The sequence below is a fragment of the Bradyrhizobium sp. LMG 9283 genome, assembly GCF_045571415.1.
Lineage (GTDB): Bacteria > Pseudomonadota > Alphaproteobacteria > Rhizobiales > Xanthobacteraceae > Bradyrhizobium.
This window is the reverse complement of the sequence record NZ_CP120691.1, coordinates 6,624,734-6,645,284: the sequence shown is the minus strand read 5'-3', so window position 1 is coordinate 6,645,284 and position 20,551 is coordinate 6,624,734. Positions and strand designations below refer to the sequence as shown.

Sequence of the window (20,551 nt, the reverse complement as noted above, 5' to 3'; positions counted from 1 at the left end):
GGTCCACGTCCGCAGGGCCGGGCAGGGTGGGGGCCGCGAACATCGGACCAGAGGGCCGGTCATCGTAATCCGGGACTGGACGCCATTGGTCGTGGGCGCCGGCCAACGCGGGCGCAAGGGCATGAGCCTCTCTCGCCACATCAGGTAAGTTCGCCAAAGCGTAGGTTAGAGTTGCGATCGCGCTACTGACCGATGTGCCGCCGAGCGGATGTGCACGACAATCGGACCACCGGCAGCCGCAAAAGTCCTTCGTAGTCTTTGGGAAAAGCCCTTCATTGCGAAGGTTTCCCATTCTCTAAGTCTGCTTATTCGATTGTTTGATCGCAATCCTGGGCCTTGCGCCGGAAGAGAAGAGTGGTGAGTTTTGACGCCAGGAGCTCTTCGAGTTTCTGACAGCGGATCAGCCCCGAGCATGCCGATTGATCAGAATAGGGATGCAGCAGCGGCCGCGTCTGGATGGGCAGGTAGGGCTTCTCGAATTCGTTGATGTTCATATGGGAGCGCAGCGTGACGCTCTCCTCCGCGTAAAATCCCTTGAAATACACCCGAATTTCCAGTGCTTGGACTCTGGGGATTTTTAATTGTTTTTCGGCGACGCGCGTCCGGTCTATCACGAACTGAACACCGCTGCCGGCGTTCGCTGCTGCAAGAATGTCGGTCAAATCAGCGTGGAGCTGGTTCTCGTCGAGCGCAGTCTCACATGAAAAATTCAGGTCTTTGGAATATCGAGTGCCGGGAACGTATCCTTTGCGAAGGCCATTACCGCCTTTCAATACCAAAAGATTTGAAAGTCGCTGGTGCGCAAAGATTTCGCGTAACGGGCCAGCCGTGGACATAGTCTCGCTCAACGTTCTGCGGCGAAATATCCAGCTCAGCGGCCTTCTGCTTGATTTCAGCATCGCTAATCATTGAGCCTCGTTGTCGTCCTGATCCCTGGGCCGGCTGGCCTGTCCCAAGCGGGCGTGAGGTAACGATATCAGCTTAGGTAGTTTTGTTCCTCATTTGTTCGGGAGCAAAGCCTTGTATCGTCTTGGTTTCCTTCTAAGGTTGGTTTAAGAAGTATCCATTTTATCAATTATGCGTTGATTTACGACAATTTCTTCAAACTAGCTGTTAGTTTGCATATATGCTATCTTATCAAGTATGACTGTATCAAAAGGAAAACTTCTAAACCAACTCGCTAAGCTCCTTCCCGAGGGCCTGCTGGTGGATTCCGTCTGGCTTAAGCGAAAAGGCTACTCCGCCCAGCTTCAAAATCTGTACGTGAAGTCGGGTTGGCTTGAGCAGCCGGCCCGTGGTGTCTTCCGGAGGCCGCGGGGAGCCCTAAGTTGGCAACAGGTCGTTATATCGCTCCAGACGATCCTCAACTATTCGCCGCTCGTAGTTGGCGGCCGGACGTCGCTCGAATTGCAAGGCTATGCGCACTACCTTCCGCAATCGACGACGCGCGTTCATCTCTATGGACCAAAGGCACCACCCAACTGGGTTCAAAAGCTGCCACTGCCCGTCAAGTTCGTCTACCACAACGACCGCCGGCTCTTCAAAAACGAACCCGTCGCAAAAGGCATAAGCAGCGTCCGCTGGAATGTCGAAACGGGTAAGATGCTCGACGTCACGGCCTTTCGCGGAGGGGACGTCGCTCAATTGAATTGGGGCCAGTGGGATTGGCCATTGACCTTATCAACGCCGGAGCGCGCAGTCTTTGAACTGCTCGACGAATTGCCCAACAATGAAAGTTTCGAGCAAGTCGATGCCCTGCTTGGCGGGCTTGCCAATCTTCGGCCGGATCGCCTGCAAAAGCTCCTGCAAGATTGTGTAAGCGTGAAGGTCAAACGCCTCTTCTTTTACTTTGCCGACCGCCACGAGCATGCCTGGCTCAAGCGGCTTAACAAGGAAACCGTCGATCTCGGCCACGGCAAACGCATGCTCGTGAGAGGTGGCGTCCTCGATCCTACCTATCAAATAACCGTCCCCGGAGACCTCGATGGCGTTCGCTGACGTTTACAAGAAACAGGTTGCGCTGCTGCTGCGCGTTCTTCCATTCGTCACGGAGGAAAAGTGCTTCGCCCTGAAAGGTGGTACCGCGATCAATCTGTTTGTTCGCAACATGCCACGCCTCTCGGTTGATATCGATCTCACCTATGTTCCTGTTGCGCCCCGGGCTGAATCTCTTGCCGACATCGACGCGGCGATGAAGCGCATCGTCGGCAAGATCAAAGAGAAAATCCCAGGCGCGCAGGTCCACGAGACCCAAAAAGAGGGGGCCATCGTCAAACTTGTCTTTCGTTCCCAGAACGTCCAGATCAAAATTGAAGTAACGCCAGTGCTGCGCGGATGCGTTTTCGAGCCCGTTCTCACCACGGTGCGCCCCGCCGTTGAGAAAGAGTTTGGGTTTGCAGAGGCCCGCACAGTCTCCTTCGCCGACCTCTATGCCGGAAAAATCGTCGCGGCTTTGGACCGGCAGCATCCGCGCGATCTATTCGACGTTCGCGATCTGCTGGCCAACGAAGGCATCACGGATGAGATCCGAAAGGCGTTCATCGTCTACCTGTTAAGTCACGATCGTCCGATGTCTGAGGTGCTTGCATCATCCCAGAAGGATATCGGCGACGAGTTCCTTCATGGCTTTGAAGGCATGACAGACAAGCCCGTCTCAAAGGACGAACTGATCGCTGCGCGGAAGAAGCTTGTCAATGAGATCGTCGGCAAGATGCCCGATGGTCATCGAAAACTCCTGGTATCGTTCGAACGCGGGCAACCGGATTGGGATCTCCTCGGCGTGCCTGGCGCGGCTAATCTCCCGGCCGTCAAATGGCGTCAGCAGAATCTTGACAAGCTCCCTAAGGAAAAGCGCGATCAGCTTGTCGCCGACCTCGAGAAAGTATTAGCTCGGTAACTCGCTGGACCTTTCTAGCTGCTGCTCTGTTGCGCACCACGGCAGAAGTCCACACAAATGCTCAACACCGTTATCCATGATTGACTTTGATCGACCTCGTCTCAAGGAATTTCAGAGCTGGCTTGCCGACGAAATTCCATGCACGGAAAAAGAGGCGCGCTCAGAACTGCATTCCTTTCCGCTGCCCGCACTTCTGATCCACTATCTCAACTGGCGTGATCGCATTGTGCCAGTAAGGCCCCGCACAGTTACGACTTGGGACAAGTTTCTGGGCGACAAGCGGACCTTGGACAATTGGGCAGCCATCAATGCCCATGTCGAGCGGATCGTCGCGGGCAAGGACCTGACGCCGTATCTCTCGCAAGATATAGCTCGATCGGGCCATGTCCGCTCCCGCGCGAGTAAGGGAAGGCGTCCCGGTGTGGAGTGGGGTGACAAGGATTATGCTCTGAATGCGTATGGATTTCACCACCTGCATTTGAGCGATGCGATACTTTCGAACGGCTGGGCTCGCCGAACAAAAGAACTTCTTTACGTATCGTTCGATCGAAGCTCGGCATTCTTCCTCATGGTCGGTGACCATAAGAGTTTCGATGACGGAACCTTGGCACAGGCAGTGGCCGAAATGCGCGCCGGGTCGCGCTCGTCAATCCTGGGCGGCGCAAGCACGAGCTCTGAAGGAAGGGACCATTCCGAGCGAAATAAGCTCCAACGCCACGGCTTTGCGATGACCGTGACGATCGGCGATAAGGTCGTGTTTGGCGCAATGATTTCCACCGCCGGTATATCGACCCACCATTCAATTCATGTCGCGAAAATCATGCGCACCATCGAGGAGCCAGAACGCCGCGCCGATGATGCCGATTTCCAACAAGCTCTCTTCGAATCCGCTCCTCAGAACTGCCCGGCAAGGCCGGATTTCGTCTGGCGAATGCACAATTGTGATGTTGGACTTCTGAAGCGTACGACAGGCACGTTTTTCACAATGCTTCCTTGGATACGCTAGAGCGAGTTGGGGTCGACTTGAATCGTAGGGATTCCCAAAGGGAGCGAACCGTGATTCATCCTTGAGGCCGGAAGGAGGCCGGCAGGGATGGCGCATGGAGAGGCTCTTCGCATTCGGGTGATCAAGGCCGTCGTTGAGGATGGTCTTTCGCGGAATGAAGCGGCCCGGGTATTCCGGGTCGGGATCGCAAGCGCGATCCGCTGGGTGAAGGCGTTTGAGGAAACGCAGCGCACGGCGGCTTTGCCGACCGGCGGGGACCGGCGCTCGGTGCTGAAGCCGCATCGGGAGTGGCTGCTGGAACTTCGGCGCAAGGAGAACGATCTGACGCTCGATGCGATCGCCGAGCGACTGCTTCGCAGGCATGGCGTCGAAGCCGACAAGTCGATGCTGTCGCGCTTCTTTGCCGGTGAGGGCATCAGCTTCAAAAAAAACCGTGTACGCCAGCGAGCAGGATCGTCCCGACGTCGTTGAGCGCCGGCAAGCGTGGCGGTGCGCGCAACCCAGCCTTGGCGGTCGGCTCATCTTCCTCGACGAGACCTGGACGACGACGGCGATGACGCGTCGTTACGCTGGGCTGGGGTCGGCGAACGTGCCCTGGGCCATGCGCCGCACGAACATTGGAAGACGACGACGTTCCTTGCCGGCCTGACCCGCGAGGGGCTGATCGCGCCCTTTGTGCTCGATGGGCCTATCAACGCCGAGTGCTTCTTCGCCTACGTCGAGCAAATCCTCGTTCCGGTACTGCGCGCCGGCGACACAGTGATCCTCGACAACCTGTCGAGCCATAAGAATGAGGCGGCTGGGCGTCTCATCGCCGACGCCGGCGCGAGCCTCCTGTTCCTGCCGCCCTACAGTCCTGATCTCAATCCGATCGAGATGGCCTTCGCCAAACTCAAAGAACTGTTGCGACAAGCCCAGGCAAGAACCGTCGACGCACTCTGGGATCTCATCGGCCGCTCTCTGAGCCTCTTTACCCCCGAAGAATGCGCTAATTACATCCGCCATTGCGGGTACAATCCGTTTTGATCGCAACTCGCTCTAGAGAGTGCTGTCCTAAGCCCTTCTGATACCTTGTTCGGGATTACGCGGTAGAGTGACGAAAGATTCACCCAAATCTTCACATGAAATTTCTTCCAAATAGCGCTGATATTCCCCACGATCTCATTCGGTCTGTGAGTGATGGTGACGTCATCTTCCTTTGCGGGGCGGGCGTCTCCCTTGGTGTCGGCTTGCCGACCTTCAAAAAGCTGACCGACGACGTTTATACGACCATTGGTGAGAGCCGGGCGCATGAGCCCGCGGAAACGGTAGCTTATGAGAAGGAGGAGTATGGCCGCAACGATCTGATGTTCACCACGCATTGGGAAGAGGTCGCCCCTGGCACGGCCGCGACCGGTCGCATGACGGTTGATGTTCAGGATGACGGTCTTTTCCGCTGCACTACTGAGTTCGACGGATATCCTTCCACATAACTGACCGCCGAGAATCTCCGTCACCTTGGGGTCCTACAGGACGGGACCCACGCGCCGTATCCGAAAGTTTCATTTACGGAGTTCAGTGCGAGGATGCGGCCTCCCTGCGAGTGGCCGAATTTGCCGCTGCTCAGGCCGGCTCTTCAGAGTCGGCAAAACCGGTGCAGACGTTCAGAACGGTGCCAAGTTCGGCTTCAATCCGCCGACGGGAAAACGGCAGGTATCGCTGATCGAGTCCAGCGCCTTGCCGAACTCGGCAGCAGCCATTTCGATGAACGTGCCGGCCAGCGGATCCGTCCGAGCGATCTGGAATGCGCTCCGCGGGCTTGCGGATCGGCGCGGTGCTACATCCAGCCGTGCTGCTCGCATTCGCGAATGGCGCCGACGTCGCTGAGCACCGAAATCTCCAGCTACGTCACGACTTGTGGTCGAGCAGCCCGAACATGGGGGAAGCGCAACGCGGTGCTTCTCAGCACTTCTGCGTCTTATAGGTGCTGTCTTGATGAACCGACGCAACGCCCTTCACTTTGCGGAGTTCGTCAAGGCCATCCGCGTTGACGCTACCGTTGACAATCATAAACCGCTTATGGCTTTCGACGTCGCCGAGCCCGCTCACCTTGAGGGCGTCGACGATCTCGTCCATTCGATTTTGTTCCGACTTCTCTATTCGGATCGTGACGTCAACTTTTTCGACCATGCATACATCGCCTAGATTTGCGGCTCACGAAGGTGGCGCCTGGGCAAATCCTTTACCAATGTCACGCGGCGGAAACCGCAGCGGCCTGGAGATCTGGAGCAGGCGCGCCCATAACGCCCAGCCTCGAAATGCATTATTGGACTGCGCAATTAAAGCTGCAATCCCACTTACGTGGGGTGTCGCCATGCTGGTTCCATCCCAGCGATCATACTTATTGCCAGGTAAGCTCGAAAGTATGGCAACACCAGGTGCGGCAATGTCCACCTCCTGGTTGGGGTTCATTCCACCGCACGAGAACGAGGCGATGCGGAAGGTATTATCCACGGCCGCCACCGCCATAATCGTGGACGCATTCGCCGGCGAACCGAGTGGGGCGATCCGCTGCGGACGTGTGCTTTCGTTGCCGGCGGCAGCGATCACCAGTGTCCCTGCGTCAAGACAGACCTGTCCGATCTGCTCGTAATCGTCGCTTGGCTGGTCTCCAAGTCGCGTCGCGGCGCCGAGCGACATCGAAATGATTTGGCAGTTCTGATCCAGCGCCCATTCCATGCCCGCGATGATCGAGCGATCGGTGCCGAAGCCGTCATCACCTAGGACTTTTCCCGCGTAGATTTCCGCTTCGTAGGCGATGCCGTAGCGCGGGCCCGTGGTCGGACGCATCGGACCGCAAGCGGTACCAATGCAGTGTGTGCCATGGCCGACCATATCATCCTCGCTACTGCGGCTCGCAAACAGCTTCTTGGTGACGGCACGACCGACGAAATCCTGGTGAGTGTGATCGAAGCCGGTGTCGAGTACCGCGACCCTGATGCCGGCGCCCGTCAAACTGCTGCCAATGACCCTGGTCGCTTGCAGTCCCCATGTGGCCGTTGTCTCGTCAACGCGCGGCACGGCCGCCCGCTCGCCCTCCACCACGTCACTGCCCAGCAGGCGATCAACCAGTTCGTTAATGCCATCGCGGTAGCCCCGCAGGTAATCCTGATCCAATGTAGCGACGCCAGCGGATGACGCTTGCGCAATCTCGGCGCGTTGCATTCCGGCCGCACCAAGAGCGCGATACGTCCGCTCGGGCCGAACGGCGCTTACGGTTTTCTGCTGCATGGCCTTTTCGACCATGGGCCTCAACCGTTCGCCGTCGCGCCTGACGATGGCGATTCCGAAGCGCTCGAAGTACTGTACATCAGCGCCATCAAAATCATTTGGCACTGCGTTAGCTGAGCGGAAATCCTTCGATGATGCCACGCGAAAACCACTTCCTTCGAGTTGTCTGACACCCGCGCGGGCCGCCTGCGGCGTAAACCGCACCACGGTGCCGAGGCGTGGCGTACCTTCAGCTTGCTCACCGTAAGTTCGGCGTGTCGATCGCTTAGCCATAAATCCCTCCTAATGTGAATGGACTTCGTCTTATCGGCCCAAATCGAAGGCTAAAGAGTAGTGGCTCTACCTAGGGAAGGATCGGAGACATTGCTCTAAAGCTTTGCGCTTTCCGGTCGACTTTCTTGCAATTCTTGAGACGCAAGACCTTGTTTTCATTGCGTGTGACAATAAACATTTCCGCTGATATGGCGGCTGCAACCGATGCATCGCACATCGAATATCCGATAATTGTTGTATTCTGCTGGCCTGCAGCTGTGTTGCAGGTCGTCGCGAGGAACGATCCGATAACTCGGAGGCGTTTCATAGCCGTTCCTCTCTGGCCCGCCGAAAAGGTACGCTATTTCGTTAGCCGGAAACTTCGATATGCAATTCGTAATCGGGCGGAGCCTTGGGGCTTTTCCGCGATGCACAATCTCAATGATGTGTCGCAATATAATACACGCTGAAGCGATGTGCAACTGCCTCCTGAGTGATCGCTGCTGCGGTTGGGATGGACAGCCTTTCGGAAGTAAGGCTGCTCGTTTCACTCTGTCGAGCTTGCTCTGCTTGTTGTTGGTCGGGAGTATTTTACTTCGTCGTAGGATGAAGCCGCCATGTCCGCCAAGCAGATGCTGACCACTACTGTCTCGACCACGGGCCAGGTGATACTGCCCAAGGCGATCCGGGAACAGCGGCACTGGTTTGCCGGAACGGAACTGATCATGGAAGATGCACCCGAGGGCGTATTGCTGAAGGCGAGGCCCGCCTTTCCGCCCACCCGGCCGAGCTCCCTATCCTACACGAGGCCGGCAAAGTCGATCGCGGATATGCAGGCGGGGATCGCCGGCCAGGCGAAAAGGCGGCATACTCACAATCGATCCTAGTCCTGTCATCCGCTGTCTGGTGGGCGACCGTGCCGGACAGGCTACCGGGCACGCAGACTGATCGACAACAATGACAGCCGACGCACTTCGTCTGTACCAACTGTGGATCGCTCTTCGACGCTGACATCAACGCGGCGAAAAATACTCTCGCCATCGGCATTAGCCCAGCCGGAGGACTTCCGGGGATCTCAGACTGCGCGCACGAGGACGTGCTTGCTCCATAGCCATGACGCGATCCTGTGGCCGGTAACCGACGAAACGTGGTCTCGCCAGATTTTCGGAATGTCGCAATACGCGAACCGCTGCGGCAGAGCTGAAAGCAAGCGAGCCAGATCGGCGCCCTCGACGTAAGCAACGTCACCGTCGATATTGGGGTGCCTGACGACCTGCCGGACCTGCACGAAGACGCCATCGATCACAGGCGCTGCGCCGAGCGAGACATGGGGCGACACGGCGACCTGGTCGGATGCTGCGCGCGGTGGTGAGTCCACGGATGAATCGGGGCCGGCTACGGCCATTGCTGCGGAGGCATCGCCCGCTCGCGCGCGCCAGAATGCGTTCGGGTAGATGGCCGCGACTCGCGCATATTCCTGCTTCGTCCTGTCTGTGTAACGACCGATCCGTTCGCCGGTGCGCATGAAAAAGAACTGCCGGGCTGCTTCGGTGTTTTCCGGCTTTCGCAGGATGGTGTTGACGACAATTGAGCCTTGCAGGCCGGACTGTAACGCCAGATGGACGCCTTGGGACGACAGCGGGTCGACGCTGAAACACGCATCCCCGAGCCGGATGTAACCATCGCCGACGGGATCCTCGGCGTGGTGACTGGTGGCATCGCAGACTTGCGGAGTGGAACTTTGTTCTCCCAATTGCTCCGGCCGCAACGCGCGGAATTGCCGGAGCACGCCGGCGTACTGCGCTTGCATGCCGTCTGCCTTGCCTGCTCTGAGGCTGCGCGGATCGCAGAAGACAGATATTACCGCCTGATTGTGCGCCGTCTGGGCGTACCAGAGCCAGGCATCCTTCCCGGCTTCGATCAATCCGTCGAACGCGATAATCCCTGTAAGCGCCCAGTTCGCATGGATCGATACCAGCGGCGGACCATCCTTGATGCGAGCGCCTGATATGGCCGGGCGCCGTCCGGCTGCATCGACGATGAATTGCGCCTTCAGGCGCTGTCGTCGTTCGTTCGCGACGATCGTTACGCCCCAGCCAAAATCCTCCAGCCGCTTCACCTCCTGGATCTGGACCGGCTGATAAATCCTCACGCCCACCGAACGTGATCGGCCCAACATGAGTTCGTCGAGCACGGCGCGATCCACATGGTATCCCTGTTGCGGAACGAGTCTTGCCTCTGGGTCTCCCCACCGCACGGCCGTGAGATGCCGCCGCCAGAATTGCGCGCTGTCGAACGCGCGGCCAAGGCCGAGGTAATCGATCAGTGCGACCGTTTCATCCGATATGCAAATGCCGACATGGCTGCGTGGAAAGTGAAGGCGCTCGACCAGCCCGACGTCCAGGCCCATTTGCGCCAGCCGGATGGCGGCCGAGGCTCCCGCCGGCCCCGCGCCCAGGATCACGACATCATGCTCGGCGGCAAATTCCATGCTTCGTCCGCAGCAAGAGAAATCAATGAATCGCCAGGATACGCTCCAAGCTGTCTGGATTCGACCGCAACAGTTCGGTGTAAAGGACGAGGCAGTAATTCAACCACCCGCGAATGTAGTCGCAGGCCGGGCGCCCGCGCTTGATCGACTCGTAGTGGCAGCTTCCGGAGCAGAGGTAGCGCGCCCAGCACGTGCTGCAGGGAGATTGCTTCTGAAGGTGGCGGCTATCGAGCCAATCGGACTGCCTGCTCTGATCCACGCCGGTGAATACATCGCCCATGAGACCATCTTCGTCATTGACGAAGCGATGGCACGCATACAGTCCGCCTTCCGCCGACACGCCCATATATCCGCCGCCGGCGCCGCAGGGATACTGTTCCCGCTGTCGAAAATGGATGCGCTGAAGGGTAGTGGTGACGTTCGAGAACGGCAGGATGCGGCCCTGTCGCAAGCTGTCACGAAAAATGTCGCCGCACCTGATCAATTGCTCGAGCAGCTGATCGAGGTCAGCCGCGTCCATCTCGTCCTTGCCGCTGGGCGCGCTGACCATGGGCGAAAACATGATGGCGTCGAAACCCATATCCAGCAGGCCGGACATGATCTCGGGGAGGTCCAGGTTCTTCGGCGTCACGGTGACGCGGGCCAATACGCGAAAGCGCCGCCGCTCGGCCGCCAGCAGGGCTTTCACGTTCCTTGCCACTTGCTCGAAACTACCCTTGCCCGAGCGGAACGGCCGAAGATTGTCATGCGTTGCCTCCAAGCCGTCCAAGCTGACTGTCAGCGTAAAGCCGTATTCCTCGAACAGCGCGATGTCCTCGTCGTTCAGCAAGGTGGCATTGGTCGTCATGGTGAAGCCGATGCGGATGCCGCGCGCGGCGGCAGCGGCAGCGGCATACCGAGTCGATGCGTGCAGCGTCTTCCGGTTGACCAGCGGCTCTCCGCCCATGAACGCCAGGATGAGGCTTTCGCCTGAAGCGGCCTCTCCAACCAGGCGGTCGACCGCGGCCCTCGCCACATCGGGGGGCATGCTGCCTGCCGTCCCCCCGAATGTTCCGTGCTGCGCATAGCAATAGGTGCAGCCGAGGTTGCACGTCTGCGCAACCGCGAGCGATATGGCCTTAACCGGCACGTTTGCCGGCGCGCCCGCCGGCATCGCCGCCGGGGTTACGATACCGAACGCGAGAGCCGTCAACTCGGCGCGACCGGGATCGCCCAGACGCAACGTTGCGTCCAGGACGTTGGCATGCCCCGCGGGCAGCGGATGGATATTTCCGCTCTCGACATCGAGGGCGAAGTGCCCCACCTCGCTCTCGAAGAGATGGAGCTTTGCCGAGCGCGGCCGCGTGTTAGCGTGGCGATCGATCTCCTCGACGGGACTGGCGGAGGCCATCACGAAGTCTCCGGCGGCAGCTTCTCGGCCTCCACCGGGAATGGGGCCACCGGCACGTCGCCGGCGGTGTCATTGGCGTCTCGCTCCGTCCCATGCAGGAAGTTGATGTCACCCTCGACGTCGCGGGCGATTTCCATCAAATCGATGTTGGCGTTGAGCCAGTCGGGGTCGTTGATACGCGGGCCGGCGGCGGCAAATTGCTTTCGCGCAAGAACCCGCGTCTTCGGCGCCGCGGTGAATGACACATCATTGGGATAGGTCGACGTCCAGTAGTTCAGGCAGGCGCTCAGATCGGTCTGCCAGGCCGAGCAAAGTCCCGCGGTCAACTGGCCGGGCTTTGCGGTCGCATAGCTCGGCCGGATCTCGTTGGCATCGATGTGTGCTTGTCCCCGCGCAAAGAACGCGCTGGCCGGATTGGGCAACGCCGGTCCGCCGTCGAGGCAGATTTCCATGCCTGGGTTGTAATCGGCATTCATGGTTTTCATCATCGCGATGTCCATGGCGTAGCCGGTGCCGGTAAGGCTGGCGTTCTGCGGTATGTTCAGAAGCGTCCTCGTCTCCCTCACGAAATCCTTGTTCTGGAAATTGTCGATCTGGCCCGGGCCTACATCGGGTGAGTGATCCTGCGGCGCGACGATGACGCAAGCGGGCACGATCGGAATGCCGCCGGCGCCAGCCAGGCTGACATTGATCGAGCCATCGGATGTGGTGTCGAGGATGCCATTGTCCTTCCTGTGATTGCCGTAGGGTGGAATAGAGGTGTTGGCAGTCTTGCGATATGCCCCTCCCATCGGCGGGATGAACAGGCCATCGCCCGTGATGTCGCCGAGCCAGACCTTGCCCCCCGGGCGCCAGGGATTGTCGCCCTCGAGCCGCTTGCTTTCACCTGCGGTGGCGGAAGCCTGCGCCTCGACGGCGGGCGTTGCTCCTTGGGACCAAACGTTGAGCTTTCGATTGGCTACATTCGCGGTCCAGGTCGCGCGCAGCCCGAGCTTGGTCATGACATCGCCCGTCAATTCTCCGATCTCGCTGCCCTGGTTGTCGTACGCGAATATCCTGAACCTCACCGCCTGCCGCATGATCCAGTGCTTGCCGTCACGCAGCGACATGTACTTTACGCTTTGCGGGTCGGTCTGCCGCTTTTTCTCGTAGTCGAAGAATTCGTAATAATCCTTGTTGCTGGCGAGCCGGGCACAGCCGATGGCCGGATGAATCTTGAAGGCTGCGACATCTGTCAGATCGTCTGGGAATGCCATGGATTCATACCTCCGGTTTGGGGACGCATATCGATGGATGCTGTCAGGAGATCGACGGCGGCTTGGGAAACTCGAATGGAATGCCGGCCTTTACACCTTTCTGCTGGGCGCTTTGAATGATGGCCGAGGCCACATTGGGCATGGTCTGCATGGTCGCCATCGCGTCGTCATAGGCCGCCTTTGCCTGGGCTTGCTGATCGGGAGCCGGGCAGTTGAAAGCCTGCTGCAACGCGTTGATCATGCTGGCGTAGTAATCGTTGAAACGCGTCATCTGCCGACTGACCGTTGGATAAGCGTCAAAGTCCGCGGTTTTGGCGTTGGTGCGGAATTCGTGCACGCCGGTCTCGTCAAACGGCAGATCGCCGCCCGAAAAGGAATATCCGAGTGTCTTGACCCTTTCGTCCTTGATGAGAAAACGCTGCTTGATGATCGACTCGAACCGGTAAAAGTGCGCGGGAATGCCCTCAGCGGTGAGCGGGTTGAAGGGGGCAGTGCCCTCGCCCTGACCGACGACCCAGCGCAGATGCCGGACGGCGGACACCTTGTCCGTGATCCTGAAGTTGATGTCGTTCTTCAGCGGGTAGGTGTCGGTGTCCCGGTTGCTGAGATAGGCGATCGGCCTGAAATTCGGAACGACCTTCCTTTGCTTGTACGCGTCGCGCGTGGCGTGATCGAACAAGCCGGGAATGGTGTCGCGATCGATGATCTCGATGATGCCCTCATAGAATTGCCCGATTGTTCTGGGCCGACCTGCGGCGAGGGCCATCGGATAATGGACTGGGTCCTCCGGCGTTTCGATCTGCATGAAAAGATCTTTGACCAGATCATACGAAAAGGAACGGAGATCGAGTTTGAGCGGCGGGTCAAGAATGGTCAGCTGACAGGGATAGTCGGGCACCGCGGCCACGATGTCGGGCGCGACGCCGATGGCGTTCATGAGATTGGCCACCGCGGTCATATGAAGCATCTCTTCAATGGCCGCCCGCAGGATCAACTCGGAGATCTTGGTATTTGCCGTTGTCAGGCTGAAAACCGCCGACAGATAGGGCGGGATCGTCGCAAATTCCAGCTGTAAGGCGTGCTGCAGCAGCCCGCCGAGTTCCTGGCGCGCGGCATCGCCCTGGATAGCGGCCGTCTGAATGCTGCGGAGGCGGGCATCAAGATGGCGATTGATGGTCAGGGGAGAATAATTTGTCGCCATAATAACTCACCATCACTTCAATATTCGGGAATGATAGCGGGGCGCGCGGAAGATCGCAACCAAAGGTTGGTCGGAGCGACAGCAATTTAGGCGCGAAAAATATTTGTTCGTCGAGCAATTGCATCCGACGTCAACCGGGCCGAGCGGATCCGGGCAGGTCGCGAGCAAATAGTGGCATAGTGCCGCGGCCCGGATTCCCGTATCGTTCAAGAAAGTGATGTTGCTCTTGTGGACTTCGGAGAGCGGTGCCTACGCATCATGCGGCGCTCAACCACCCTGAATGGCCCTTCAAGCGAATGTCGGTATCGGTAGTCGAGCGAAGGTCGGGTCGTTGTCTTAGCAGGACAATCAGTCGACGATTAAGTAGATCGGAGGTCCATGACCTTTGCTATGCGCCGATCCGATCGATCCACTTGCGAGCAATGGCACCGGGAAACCCTCGCCGTAGCCTTCGGCAACCGTCTTCTTTTCGTGTCCAAGCAACGCCCACCCATAGTCTTGCGGGCAGCCAGCAGCGCGCAGGCGATCCTGAGCTCGATGGCGCAAGGAATGGACGACTTTGTCGGGATCGTTGATTCCACAATTGTCCAGAAACCTGTTCAGCCGCTTTGTCGCAGCCGGGATGCTATCCGAGAAGAGCGGACGCTTTATTCGCTTCGGAAGGTAAGGAAGCAAGACTTTCGGGAAGGGAACGCGCCTCTTGGAAGTCAACGACTTCTTTCTGACGATGGTGAACCTACAGCCTCGCTCTTCAAATTCATCGTCGATCTCAAACGTTTCTGAGAGGCGCATGCCCGTCGATGCCAAGACACGGAAAAGCAGCTGATCGGCTTCGTCCAAATCGCCCAGCCCAGTGTGGCAAAGCTTCATGTCGGCTTCCGAGAGAGGAAGTCGGGTGTCCTCGTCGTCATTCTTCGGTACAATTCGCGAGAATGGATTGAACTGCAGCTTGGATTCGTCAATGGCGAGATTGACTGCCGCGTTCAACCAGCCGATCTTTTTTGTGATCGTGGCTGACTTGAGGCCTTGGGCTTCCAGATAATGGACAACCTTGCGACCATCATCTCTTGTTGCCTTCTTCAAGGGAACGGTCGAAACCGAACCGCAGACTCGCAGATCGCACCGTCATCCGGTAGGTGGCCGCTGAACAGCGCTTACGAACGTACCCTGTTCCGGCGTCTCTAGCGAAAACGGGAGATGATGTCACCGCTCGATCGCGAGCGTGCTGTTGTTGCCCCACCGCAGCCATCTATAGTCCATGTCGGCGGGACATTCTCCAGGTACAACTTTTCTGAGACCGCCAATCTTGATGTTGTTTCCCGGCACCTTGCGATGTCAATACCGATATGGTTTATAACGGAATTCTCTTCTAGATCATTGGAGAGTCCGGCGTCGGAGATAGTCCTCCATCTCCCCGTGAATGTGCCACTCCTCATTGCCGCCAAAGGACTGGCGGGGCTTGGTTTGGCTCCGACCCAGAACGTTGCGGAGTTTGTCATCTCCGTTTGGCGCAGATAGATCGACGGCAAGGGGCTTGCCCCCGACCAGGGCTGCGATGCGCAGTGTGGACGTTGCTGACAAACGGGCCACGCGGAAGGTCTTTAGAGACGCCGAAGCGAAGGTGGCAGTGTACAGGCATTCCATGCCCACCGGGAGCGCCTGAAGACGGAACGACTAGACGACGAGGTGGGGCGACCAAAGGCGTTGGCAGGGTCACTCGCGCCTAGCCACGAAAAGGATCGACGTTTTCCCTCGAGCCGACTTGTACAGACGGCGATGCTGAGGGAAATACCATCGCATGACTTCTCGTATGTTAGTCGGAATCTCCGCGCGCCCAACCGCCTGTTCAACGTGCTCGCTCAAATCACAATGCACGACTGGACCCGACGGCGAATTACACGGTGGGAGCATGAGCATCTGCTCGAAGCCGTGCAGCAGCGTCTTGATGCAAACCCAGAAGCCATGCGTCAGCGCCGAGAGACAGTCGAACATCTGTTCGGCACGATGAAGGCTCACATGGGAGCGGCGCACTTCCTCAGCAAAACCCACATTTGAAACCACGATTGCAGACAAGGCGTAGCAAGCCAGGACGCGATTGATCCTGAAGCGAAGAGAGCAAGAGCCGGTTGGTGGCGTCATGCCGCGAGGCGTGGCCATCTGAGCGCAGGGTGCGTGGCCACCGCTGCTGCCAGCGCCTGCAGGTCAGAACTCGCAATAATAGTAAGCGGTGCTGTCGCTCTTTTGGATTGAAATCTGCTAAAGCGTGAGCGAATACTGTTGCTACTTAAGCTTTACGCACCGGTTGGAAGGTGAGACAAACAGTCACCAACTAAACATTGCGCAGCCGCTCGGGGGGATACCAGTCGCGGGCCAGGGCATTTTTCCAAGTTCTAAGCTTCGGCAAGTGTAGATTAACGAAAGGATTTCGAGATGCAGTCGCAAATCTATTGGCCCCGAAAGAGATTTCTCAAGTGGTGCCAAGGGAAGTGAGCAGGCCTTTTTCCAGAGGCGCTTTATCTCGAGAAGTGTGTAGCTCTGACTCAAAGCCAACATTAACACGGCATGTCCGAATGCGACAGGTCTGAAGGTTTGGCCTGCAGTCTGATGGCCAAGATTTGGTGTTCTTATTTGGGTGGATGATATGCTTCTGGCGATCCGTTCCCGTTGTTGCGGCGCAGTCCTCATATCCATCTCGATAGCTGTGCCAGTCAAAAGTGCCTTTGCTCAGGTCGATGTGCCTGGCGAGTATCGACAACTCGTTCCCGGGCTGCTCAGCCGATCAATTTTCAAAGGTGACGCGGGAGGCCGGACTGTCGAGGTGATCGACCTGCTGGTCGGTGCGCGTAAAGCCTCCGAAGAACTTACCGCGCCCGGTCGTGCAATGCTGGACGTGCAGGCCGGTGACGCGACTCTGATTGTTGACGGCAAGCCCCAGCAGGTGCGGCCCGGCGCCGTTATTCCGCTCGATCACGACCGGCGGATTACAATCGACAATACGGGCGGGGAACGCCCCTTTGTCGCGCGAATGATTGTGTTTTCGTCAGCGCGGCGCTGATTGCGCGGTATTTGGGAAAGGAGGGGCGCATGCTGGTTCGTTTGATCATTTCCATCATCGTGAGCGCCAAGATGATCGGCTGCCCTGTCGTGAGCGCACAGCCAGCGCCAGAGCGAGATTCGCATCTGCAACCGGGTGGCGGAAGATTTCAAAACAATCCGGAGGTAATCTCGCCGATCCTGCTCACAAGACCGATCTACGAATGCGCCCAGACAGTAGTCGTAAACGGTTACGTTCCGGATGCGCAGATTGAGATCTACCTTGCTGGCCAGCCAAATCCTGTCGGTTCTGCCATCGCGTCCGAGATCGCCAATCAGCCGATCAAGGTCGCGGCGCCATTTGAAATCGGGCAAGTCATCACTGCGGTCCAGGTTGTGGGTGGAGTGAAAAGCAAGCCTTCGAATGCGGTGACGGTCACGTCCTACAAAGATGACTATCCGGCAGGCTTGCCGCAGCCGCGGTTGAATCCGGCGCCTTGTTACGATTGCGGACGTGCTGTCGGCATTGCCGACGTAATTCCTGGGGCATGGTGGAAAGTATTTGCCGAGGATCCGCTGGCGGGCGGTGGTTTCGGTCCGAAAACCGAGATAGGTGGTAACGCGGATTTTGCCTATACGTTCGTGAACCCCGCGTTTCGGAAGGGGCAACGCATCACCGCGCAGTCCGGAATTTGCCGCGATGTCAGTCCGGTGTCGCGCGCCGAGATTGTGCAGTCGCAGCCGTCCTCATTACCGGGGCCGGTAGTTGACACGGTGTATGAAGGTGCCCCCGTTGCTGTGGTGCGCGGGCCGGCATCGAGTCCGCTGCTCAATGGCGCCGATATCAAGGTGTTCACTGACAACATGATACCGAATCCCAACCAGGTCGGGGGACAGCCCACTCCTGGCGGTGCGCAGCAGATTGGACTGAACCCTCGCGGGAAGGGGACCGGCAGCTACTGGGCAACCCAGGCACTGTGTACTGCCAGTGCACCGGGACCGAAGACGCCGGCGAAGCCCTGCAGCCAGCTGCCGGCCGCAAAGATTCGTCAGCCGCTACCGGGTGACACGATCATCGAGGTAGTGGAGTTCGTCCCCGGATCAAGGATCAGCATTTACGCAGAGGCCGAAGAAATCGGGGATGGAGGTGGTGCCCAGGTCGCTCTGACGCGCGCGATAAAGGAAGGCGAGAAGATATCAGTGGTGCAGTCGATGGGACGTTGTGTGGCGGATCTCGTTTACGTCGCCAACGCCGGCTGTGGAGACCGTGATCCGAAAGTCTGTTCGCGGGAGTGGCCTGCTTTCCGGCACAGTGGACTGCGGGACGCGCAGCAGCCGTTCTACTCTCCACTGGCGGACCCGCAACAGGTCAAGACGCTCAAGGTAAAGTGGACATTCCGGCCACCGGATGATCCACGCAGTTTCCGTGCATCTGCCATCGTCCACCAGGGGCGTGTTTTCATCGGAAACGGCAATGGCAGGCTCTACGCTATCGATGCGGCGAGCGGCAATCTGCTCTGGCAATATCCAAAGGCAGGCGATCCTGCGCTGCGCTCGCAATATGAGACAGTCTCCGCACATAACCCTTCTTCCGAAGGACTGCCGGCGAGCGCGTCAGTCGGCACGGTCAGGGAGAGAGATGCAGTTATTTTCGGGGGGCCCGACCAATCTGTCGGACGCAGGTTGGGCAGCGGTCGGCTTTTTGCTCTCGATCCCGCGAGCGGTGCGGAGATCTGGAAGTCTCCAGAGATCGCGGCTCTCAATGGGCTCACACCAGGCGACGGGCGAGAACTGCACGAGAATATCGGTTACTCCTCGCCACTCGTAATCGGAAATCGTGTGTATGTGGGGATCGCAAACCATGCAGATAGCCCGATCCAGAACGGGCGTGTCGCGTCGGTCGACATCAATTCCGGCAACATCGTTGCTTCCTTCGATTTCAAGGCTACGAGCACGCGTGGCGGCGGGATCTGGTCCTCACTGGCGGGGGGACTGGTGGGCAATGCAATCTACGCGACAACCGGTAATGCGCGGCTCTGGAACGGAGGAAGTCAACCGCAGCCAAGTGTCGATCACTCGTTAAGTCTGCTAAGACTGAATGCCGCAACTGGCGCACTCGACTGGAAGCTCAAGCCGGTGCCATTCAACATGGACGATGATCCCGATTGGGCGTCAGGTCCTACCCTGCTGGACGCACGTTGCGGTGCTACGGTTGCTTCGACGCAGAAGGATGGCTGGAGCTATGCTGCGCGTGCGGGTGCCGGTGCGGGTGGAAATCCGGTCGTACGCTGGCAATTTCCTCCAACGGGAATCCCGTTTACAAGCGGAACCCACGGTGACACGCGCTATCTGATTCCGGGCGCTGCCTGGCGCGACACGTTCATCACCACCACCGGTGGCTATACCGTGGAAGCCGGGCAGGTACCGCCCGGGTTCACCCGGTTGCATGCGCTCGACGTCTGCGTAGGGCCTTCTGGTCCAGTGCGGTGGGTAGCAGACATCCCGGGCACGAGGAAAAATACGGCCTACCAGCTTGGGCCGCCGACGATCACGCGGGGCATCGTGTTCCTGGGCACTGCCCAAGGGCACCTCGTTGTGCTCGCAGATCCGTCGGTCTGGCCTCCAGCCGGGTCGATATGCGATAATCCGGAGGTCTCACAGGCGGACTGCGTGTCGAACGGTTTCAGACTCGTTCCACGTCCGCAAATCCTCGCGGACATCGATCTTGACCCCGGTAACAGTAGTGACCGCATTTTCACCGAGCCCGTCTTGGCCGATGGCCGCGTGTTCGTTGCGACAACTGCCGGCGTACTCTACATGCTCGAAACGGCCAGATAACCGGAGAAAATCGATGAGCAGCGTCCCACTTCGCGTCCTCATCGTCCTCGCCATACTCTCCTTGTCTCGCGAGCCCGCTTGGGCACAAACTGCCGCAAATACGGCAGGCATTTTCGCTCGCGACCGCTACTCCGGCCCGCTGACCGCTCAACGCGTCGGCGGAAGGAACCGGCCAGCTGCAGTGCCACAAGCGGGTGGTGCTGGTCTGGATGTGCCGGTAGTTCACTATCAGGAAATAAGTCTGCGCCCTGGCACACGCGTGGCCGGCTCAACTACGGCGGCGCCGCCAGCGGCTGGGGCAGGGTCTTCGCTCCCGCTTAAAGCCACAGGCGGCTTTCTGATCTATGAGTTGAGGGCAGGAAAGCTCACGACAATCATCAACGGCAATCGGCGGGAACGCGGGTTAGGCGAATTCTGGATCGTGGGGCCCACAGACACGGTTACGCTCGAGACCGAGGATGACTCAGTGGTTCTCCGGACGATCCAGCTCGCAGATCAATAACCAAGCCAGCCGCCGCACTTGGCGCTTTACAGATAGTCTCGTCTCTAACGGACCGGCCGTCCTCGTCTGAGGGCCGGTTTGGCGCGCAGGCGAACCAGAGACAAATCTCTCGGACTTGTGCAGGACGCCCTTCCAAAGGTGAGGAGGCCTCCCTTCTATGCCTTTACGGTAACCTTTCCCCTCATTCCGCCGTGATGGTCACAGTGATACGGGATTTCTCCGGTCGTTCCAAACGTATGCTCGAACGGCGGGTCACCCCTGACCATGTCGCCGCTGTCGAACTCGCCACCATCAGCCGTTACGGTATGTGCAACAGTATCCTCACTTGTCCATATGACTTTGTCGCCTTGTTTGATTTCGATTTGCGACGGGGAAAAAGCGAAATTCTTGATGGTGACGTTATAGCTGGCCATGAG

General features: G+C 58.5%; 16 protein-coding genes and 2 pseudogenes. 9 read left to right on the top strand and 9 right to left on the bottom strand.

The annotated features are described in order from the left end of the window. Window positions 1-305: 305 nt before the first annotated feature. Window positions 306-836 carry a nucleotidyl transferase AbiEii/AbiGii toxin family protein gene (locus P6U29_RS31225; protein WP_407114182.1) on the bottom strand — a complete coding sequence of 177 codons (531 nt, stop codon included), beginning with the start codon at window positions 834-836 and terminating at the stop codon, window positions 306-308. A 307-nt stretch (window positions 837-1,143) separates the two neighbouring features. Here P6U29_RS31225 and P6U29_RS31220 point away from each other — a divergent pair, with 307 nt between their 5' ends. The 5 genes and pseudogenes from P6U29_RS31220 (at window position 1,144) to P6U29_RS31200 (ending at window position 5,374) form a co-directional block, all read left to right on the top strand. Beyond that, window positions 1,144-1,998 (top strand): type IV toxin-antitoxin system AbiEi family antitoxin domain-containing protein, encoded by an 855-nt coding sequence (locus tag P6U29_RS31220; protein WP_407114181.1) that lies wholly within the window; start codon window positions 1,144-1,146, stop codon window positions 1,996-1,998. Then, the gene (locus tag P6U29_RS31215; protein WP_407114180.1) at window positions 1,985-2,896 is read left to right on the top strand and encodes a nucleotidyl transferase AbiEii/AbiGii toxin family protein; all 912 of its coding nucleotides are present in this window, start codon (window positions 1,985-1,987) and stop codon (window positions 2,894-2,896) included. Before P6U29_RS31220 ends, P6U29_RS31215 begins: the two co-directional genes overlap by 14 nt. Window positions 2,897-2,972: 76 nt before the next feature. Continuing rightward, window positions 2,973-3,902: a hypothetical protein gene (locus P6U29_RS31210; RefSeq protein WP_407114179.1), complete on the top strand. Its 930-nt coding sequence runs from the start codon at window positions 2,973-2,975 to the stop codon at window positions 3,900-3,902. An 87-nt stretch (window positions 3,903-3,989) separates the two neighbouring features. Further along, window positions 3,990-4,928, top strand: a pseudogene (locus P6U29_RS31205) (IS630 family transposase). Window positions 4,929-5,023: 95 nt separating this feature from the next. Next, complete coding sequence (locus P6U29_RS31200; RefSeq protein WP_407114178.1) at window positions 5,024-5,374, top strand: hypothetical protein; 351 nt, start codon at window positions 5,024-5,026, stop codon at window positions 5,372-5,374. Between the two features lie 469 nt (window positions 5,375-5,843). Here P6U29_RS31200 and P6U29_RS31195 read toward each other — a convergent pair whose 3' ends face one another. Together P6U29_RS31195 and P6U29_RS31190 are read right to left on the bottom strand one after the other, a co-directional pair. Then, the gene (locus P6U29_RS31195) at window positions 5,844-6,071 is read right to left on the bottom strand and encodes a hypothetical protein (RefSeq protein ID WP_407114177.1); all 228 of its coding nucleotides are present in this window, start codon (window positions 6,069-6,071) and stop codon (window positions 5,844-5,846) included. Between the two features lie 24 nt (window positions 6,072-6,095). Next, window positions 6,096-7,445: a S8 family peptidase gene (locus P6U29_RS31190; RefSeq protein ID WP_407114176.1), complete on the bottom strand. Its 1,350-nt coding sequence runs from the start codon at window positions 7,443-7,445 to the stop codon at window positions 6,096-6,098. A gap of 596 nt (window positions 7,446-8,041) precedes the next feature. Between P6U29_RS31190 and P6U29_RS31185 the strand changes: the two genes are divergently transcribed. Next, a complete protein-coding gene (locus tag P6U29_RS31185; RefSeq protein WP_407114175.1) occupies window positions 8,042-8,311 on the top strand; it encodes an AbrB/MazE/SpoVT family DNA-binding domain-containing protein in 270 nt (89 codons plus the stop codon). A gap of 188 nt (window positions 8,312-8,499) precedes the next feature. On the opposite strand, the gene P6U29_RS31180 is transcribed toward P6U29_RS31185, so the two are convergent. The 5 genes from P6U29_RS31180 to P6U29_RS31160 all read right to left on the bottom strand — a co-directional run bounded on the left by P6U29_RS31180 (window position 8,500) and on the right by P6U29_RS31160 (window position 14,845). Further along, window positions 8,500-9,915, bottom strand: a complete 1,416-nt coding sequence (locus P6U29_RS31180) for an NAD(P)/FAD-dependent oxidoreductase (RefSeq protein WP_407114174.1) — start codon at window positions 9,913-9,915, stop codon at window positions 8,500-8,502. A gap of 22 nt (window positions 9,916-9,937) precedes the next feature. Beyond that, window positions 9,938-11,305: a radical SAM protein gene (locus tag P6U29_RS31175; protein ID WP_407114173.1), complete on the bottom strand. Its 1,368-nt coding sequence runs from the start codon at window positions 11,303-11,305 to the stop codon at window positions 9,938-9,940. Then, window positions 11,305-12,561: a LodA/GoxA family CTQ-dependent oxidase gene (locus P6U29_RS31170; protein ID WP_407114172.1), complete on the bottom strand. Its 1,257-nt coding sequence runs from the start codon at window positions 12,559-12,561 to the stop codon at window positions 11,305-11,307. The genes P6U29_RS31175 and P6U29_RS31170 overlap by 1 nt, the downstream gene beginning before the upstream one ends. A 43-nt stretch (window positions 12,562-12,604) precedes the next feature. Continuing rightward, a complete protein-coding gene (locus P6U29_RS31165) occupies window positions 12,605-13,762 on the bottom strand; it encodes a ferritin-like domain-containing protein (RefSeq protein ID WP_407114171.1) in 1,158 nt (385 codons plus the stop codon). A gap of 348 nt (window positions 13,763-14,110) precedes the next feature. Then, a complete protein-coding gene (locus tag P6U29_RS31160; protein WP_407114170.1) occupies window positions 14,111-14,845 on the bottom strand; it encodes a tyrosine-type recombinase/integrase in 735 nt (244 codons plus the stop codon). Window positions 14,846-15,602: 757 nt separating this feature from the next. On the opposite strand from P6U29_RS31160, the pseudogene P6U29_RS31155 reads away from it, so the two are divergent. The 3 genes and pseudogenes from P6U29_RS31155 to P6U29_RS31145 all read left to right on the top strand — a co-directional run. Beyond that, window positions 15,603-15,808, top strand: a pseudogene (locus P6U29_RS31155) (transposase); the annotation flags it as partial. Between the two features lie 595 nt (window positions 15,809-16,403). Further along, complete coding sequence (locus P6U29_RS31150; protein WP_407114169.1) at window positions 16,404-16,817, top strand: hypothetical protein; 414 nt, start codon at window positions 16,404-16,406, stop codon at window positions 16,815-16,817. A 29-nt stretch (window positions 16,818-16,846) separates the two neighbouring features. After that, the gene (locus P6U29_RS31145; protein WP_407114168.1) at window positions 16,847-19,633 is read left to right on the top strand and encodes a PQQ-binding-like beta-propeller repeat protein; all 2,787 of its coding nucleotides are present in this window, start codon (window positions 16,847-16,849) and stop codon (window positions 19,631-19,633) included. Window positions 19,634-20,290: 657 nt separating this feature from the next. Here the strand turns inward: P6U29_RS31145 and P6U29_RS31140 are convergent. Next, entirely contained in the window at window positions 20,291-20,548 is a 258-nt protein-coding gene (locus P6U29_RS31140; protein WP_407114167.1) for a plastocyanin/azurin family copper-binding protein, read from the bottom strand. Window positions 20,549-20,551: the final 3 nt, after the last annotated feature.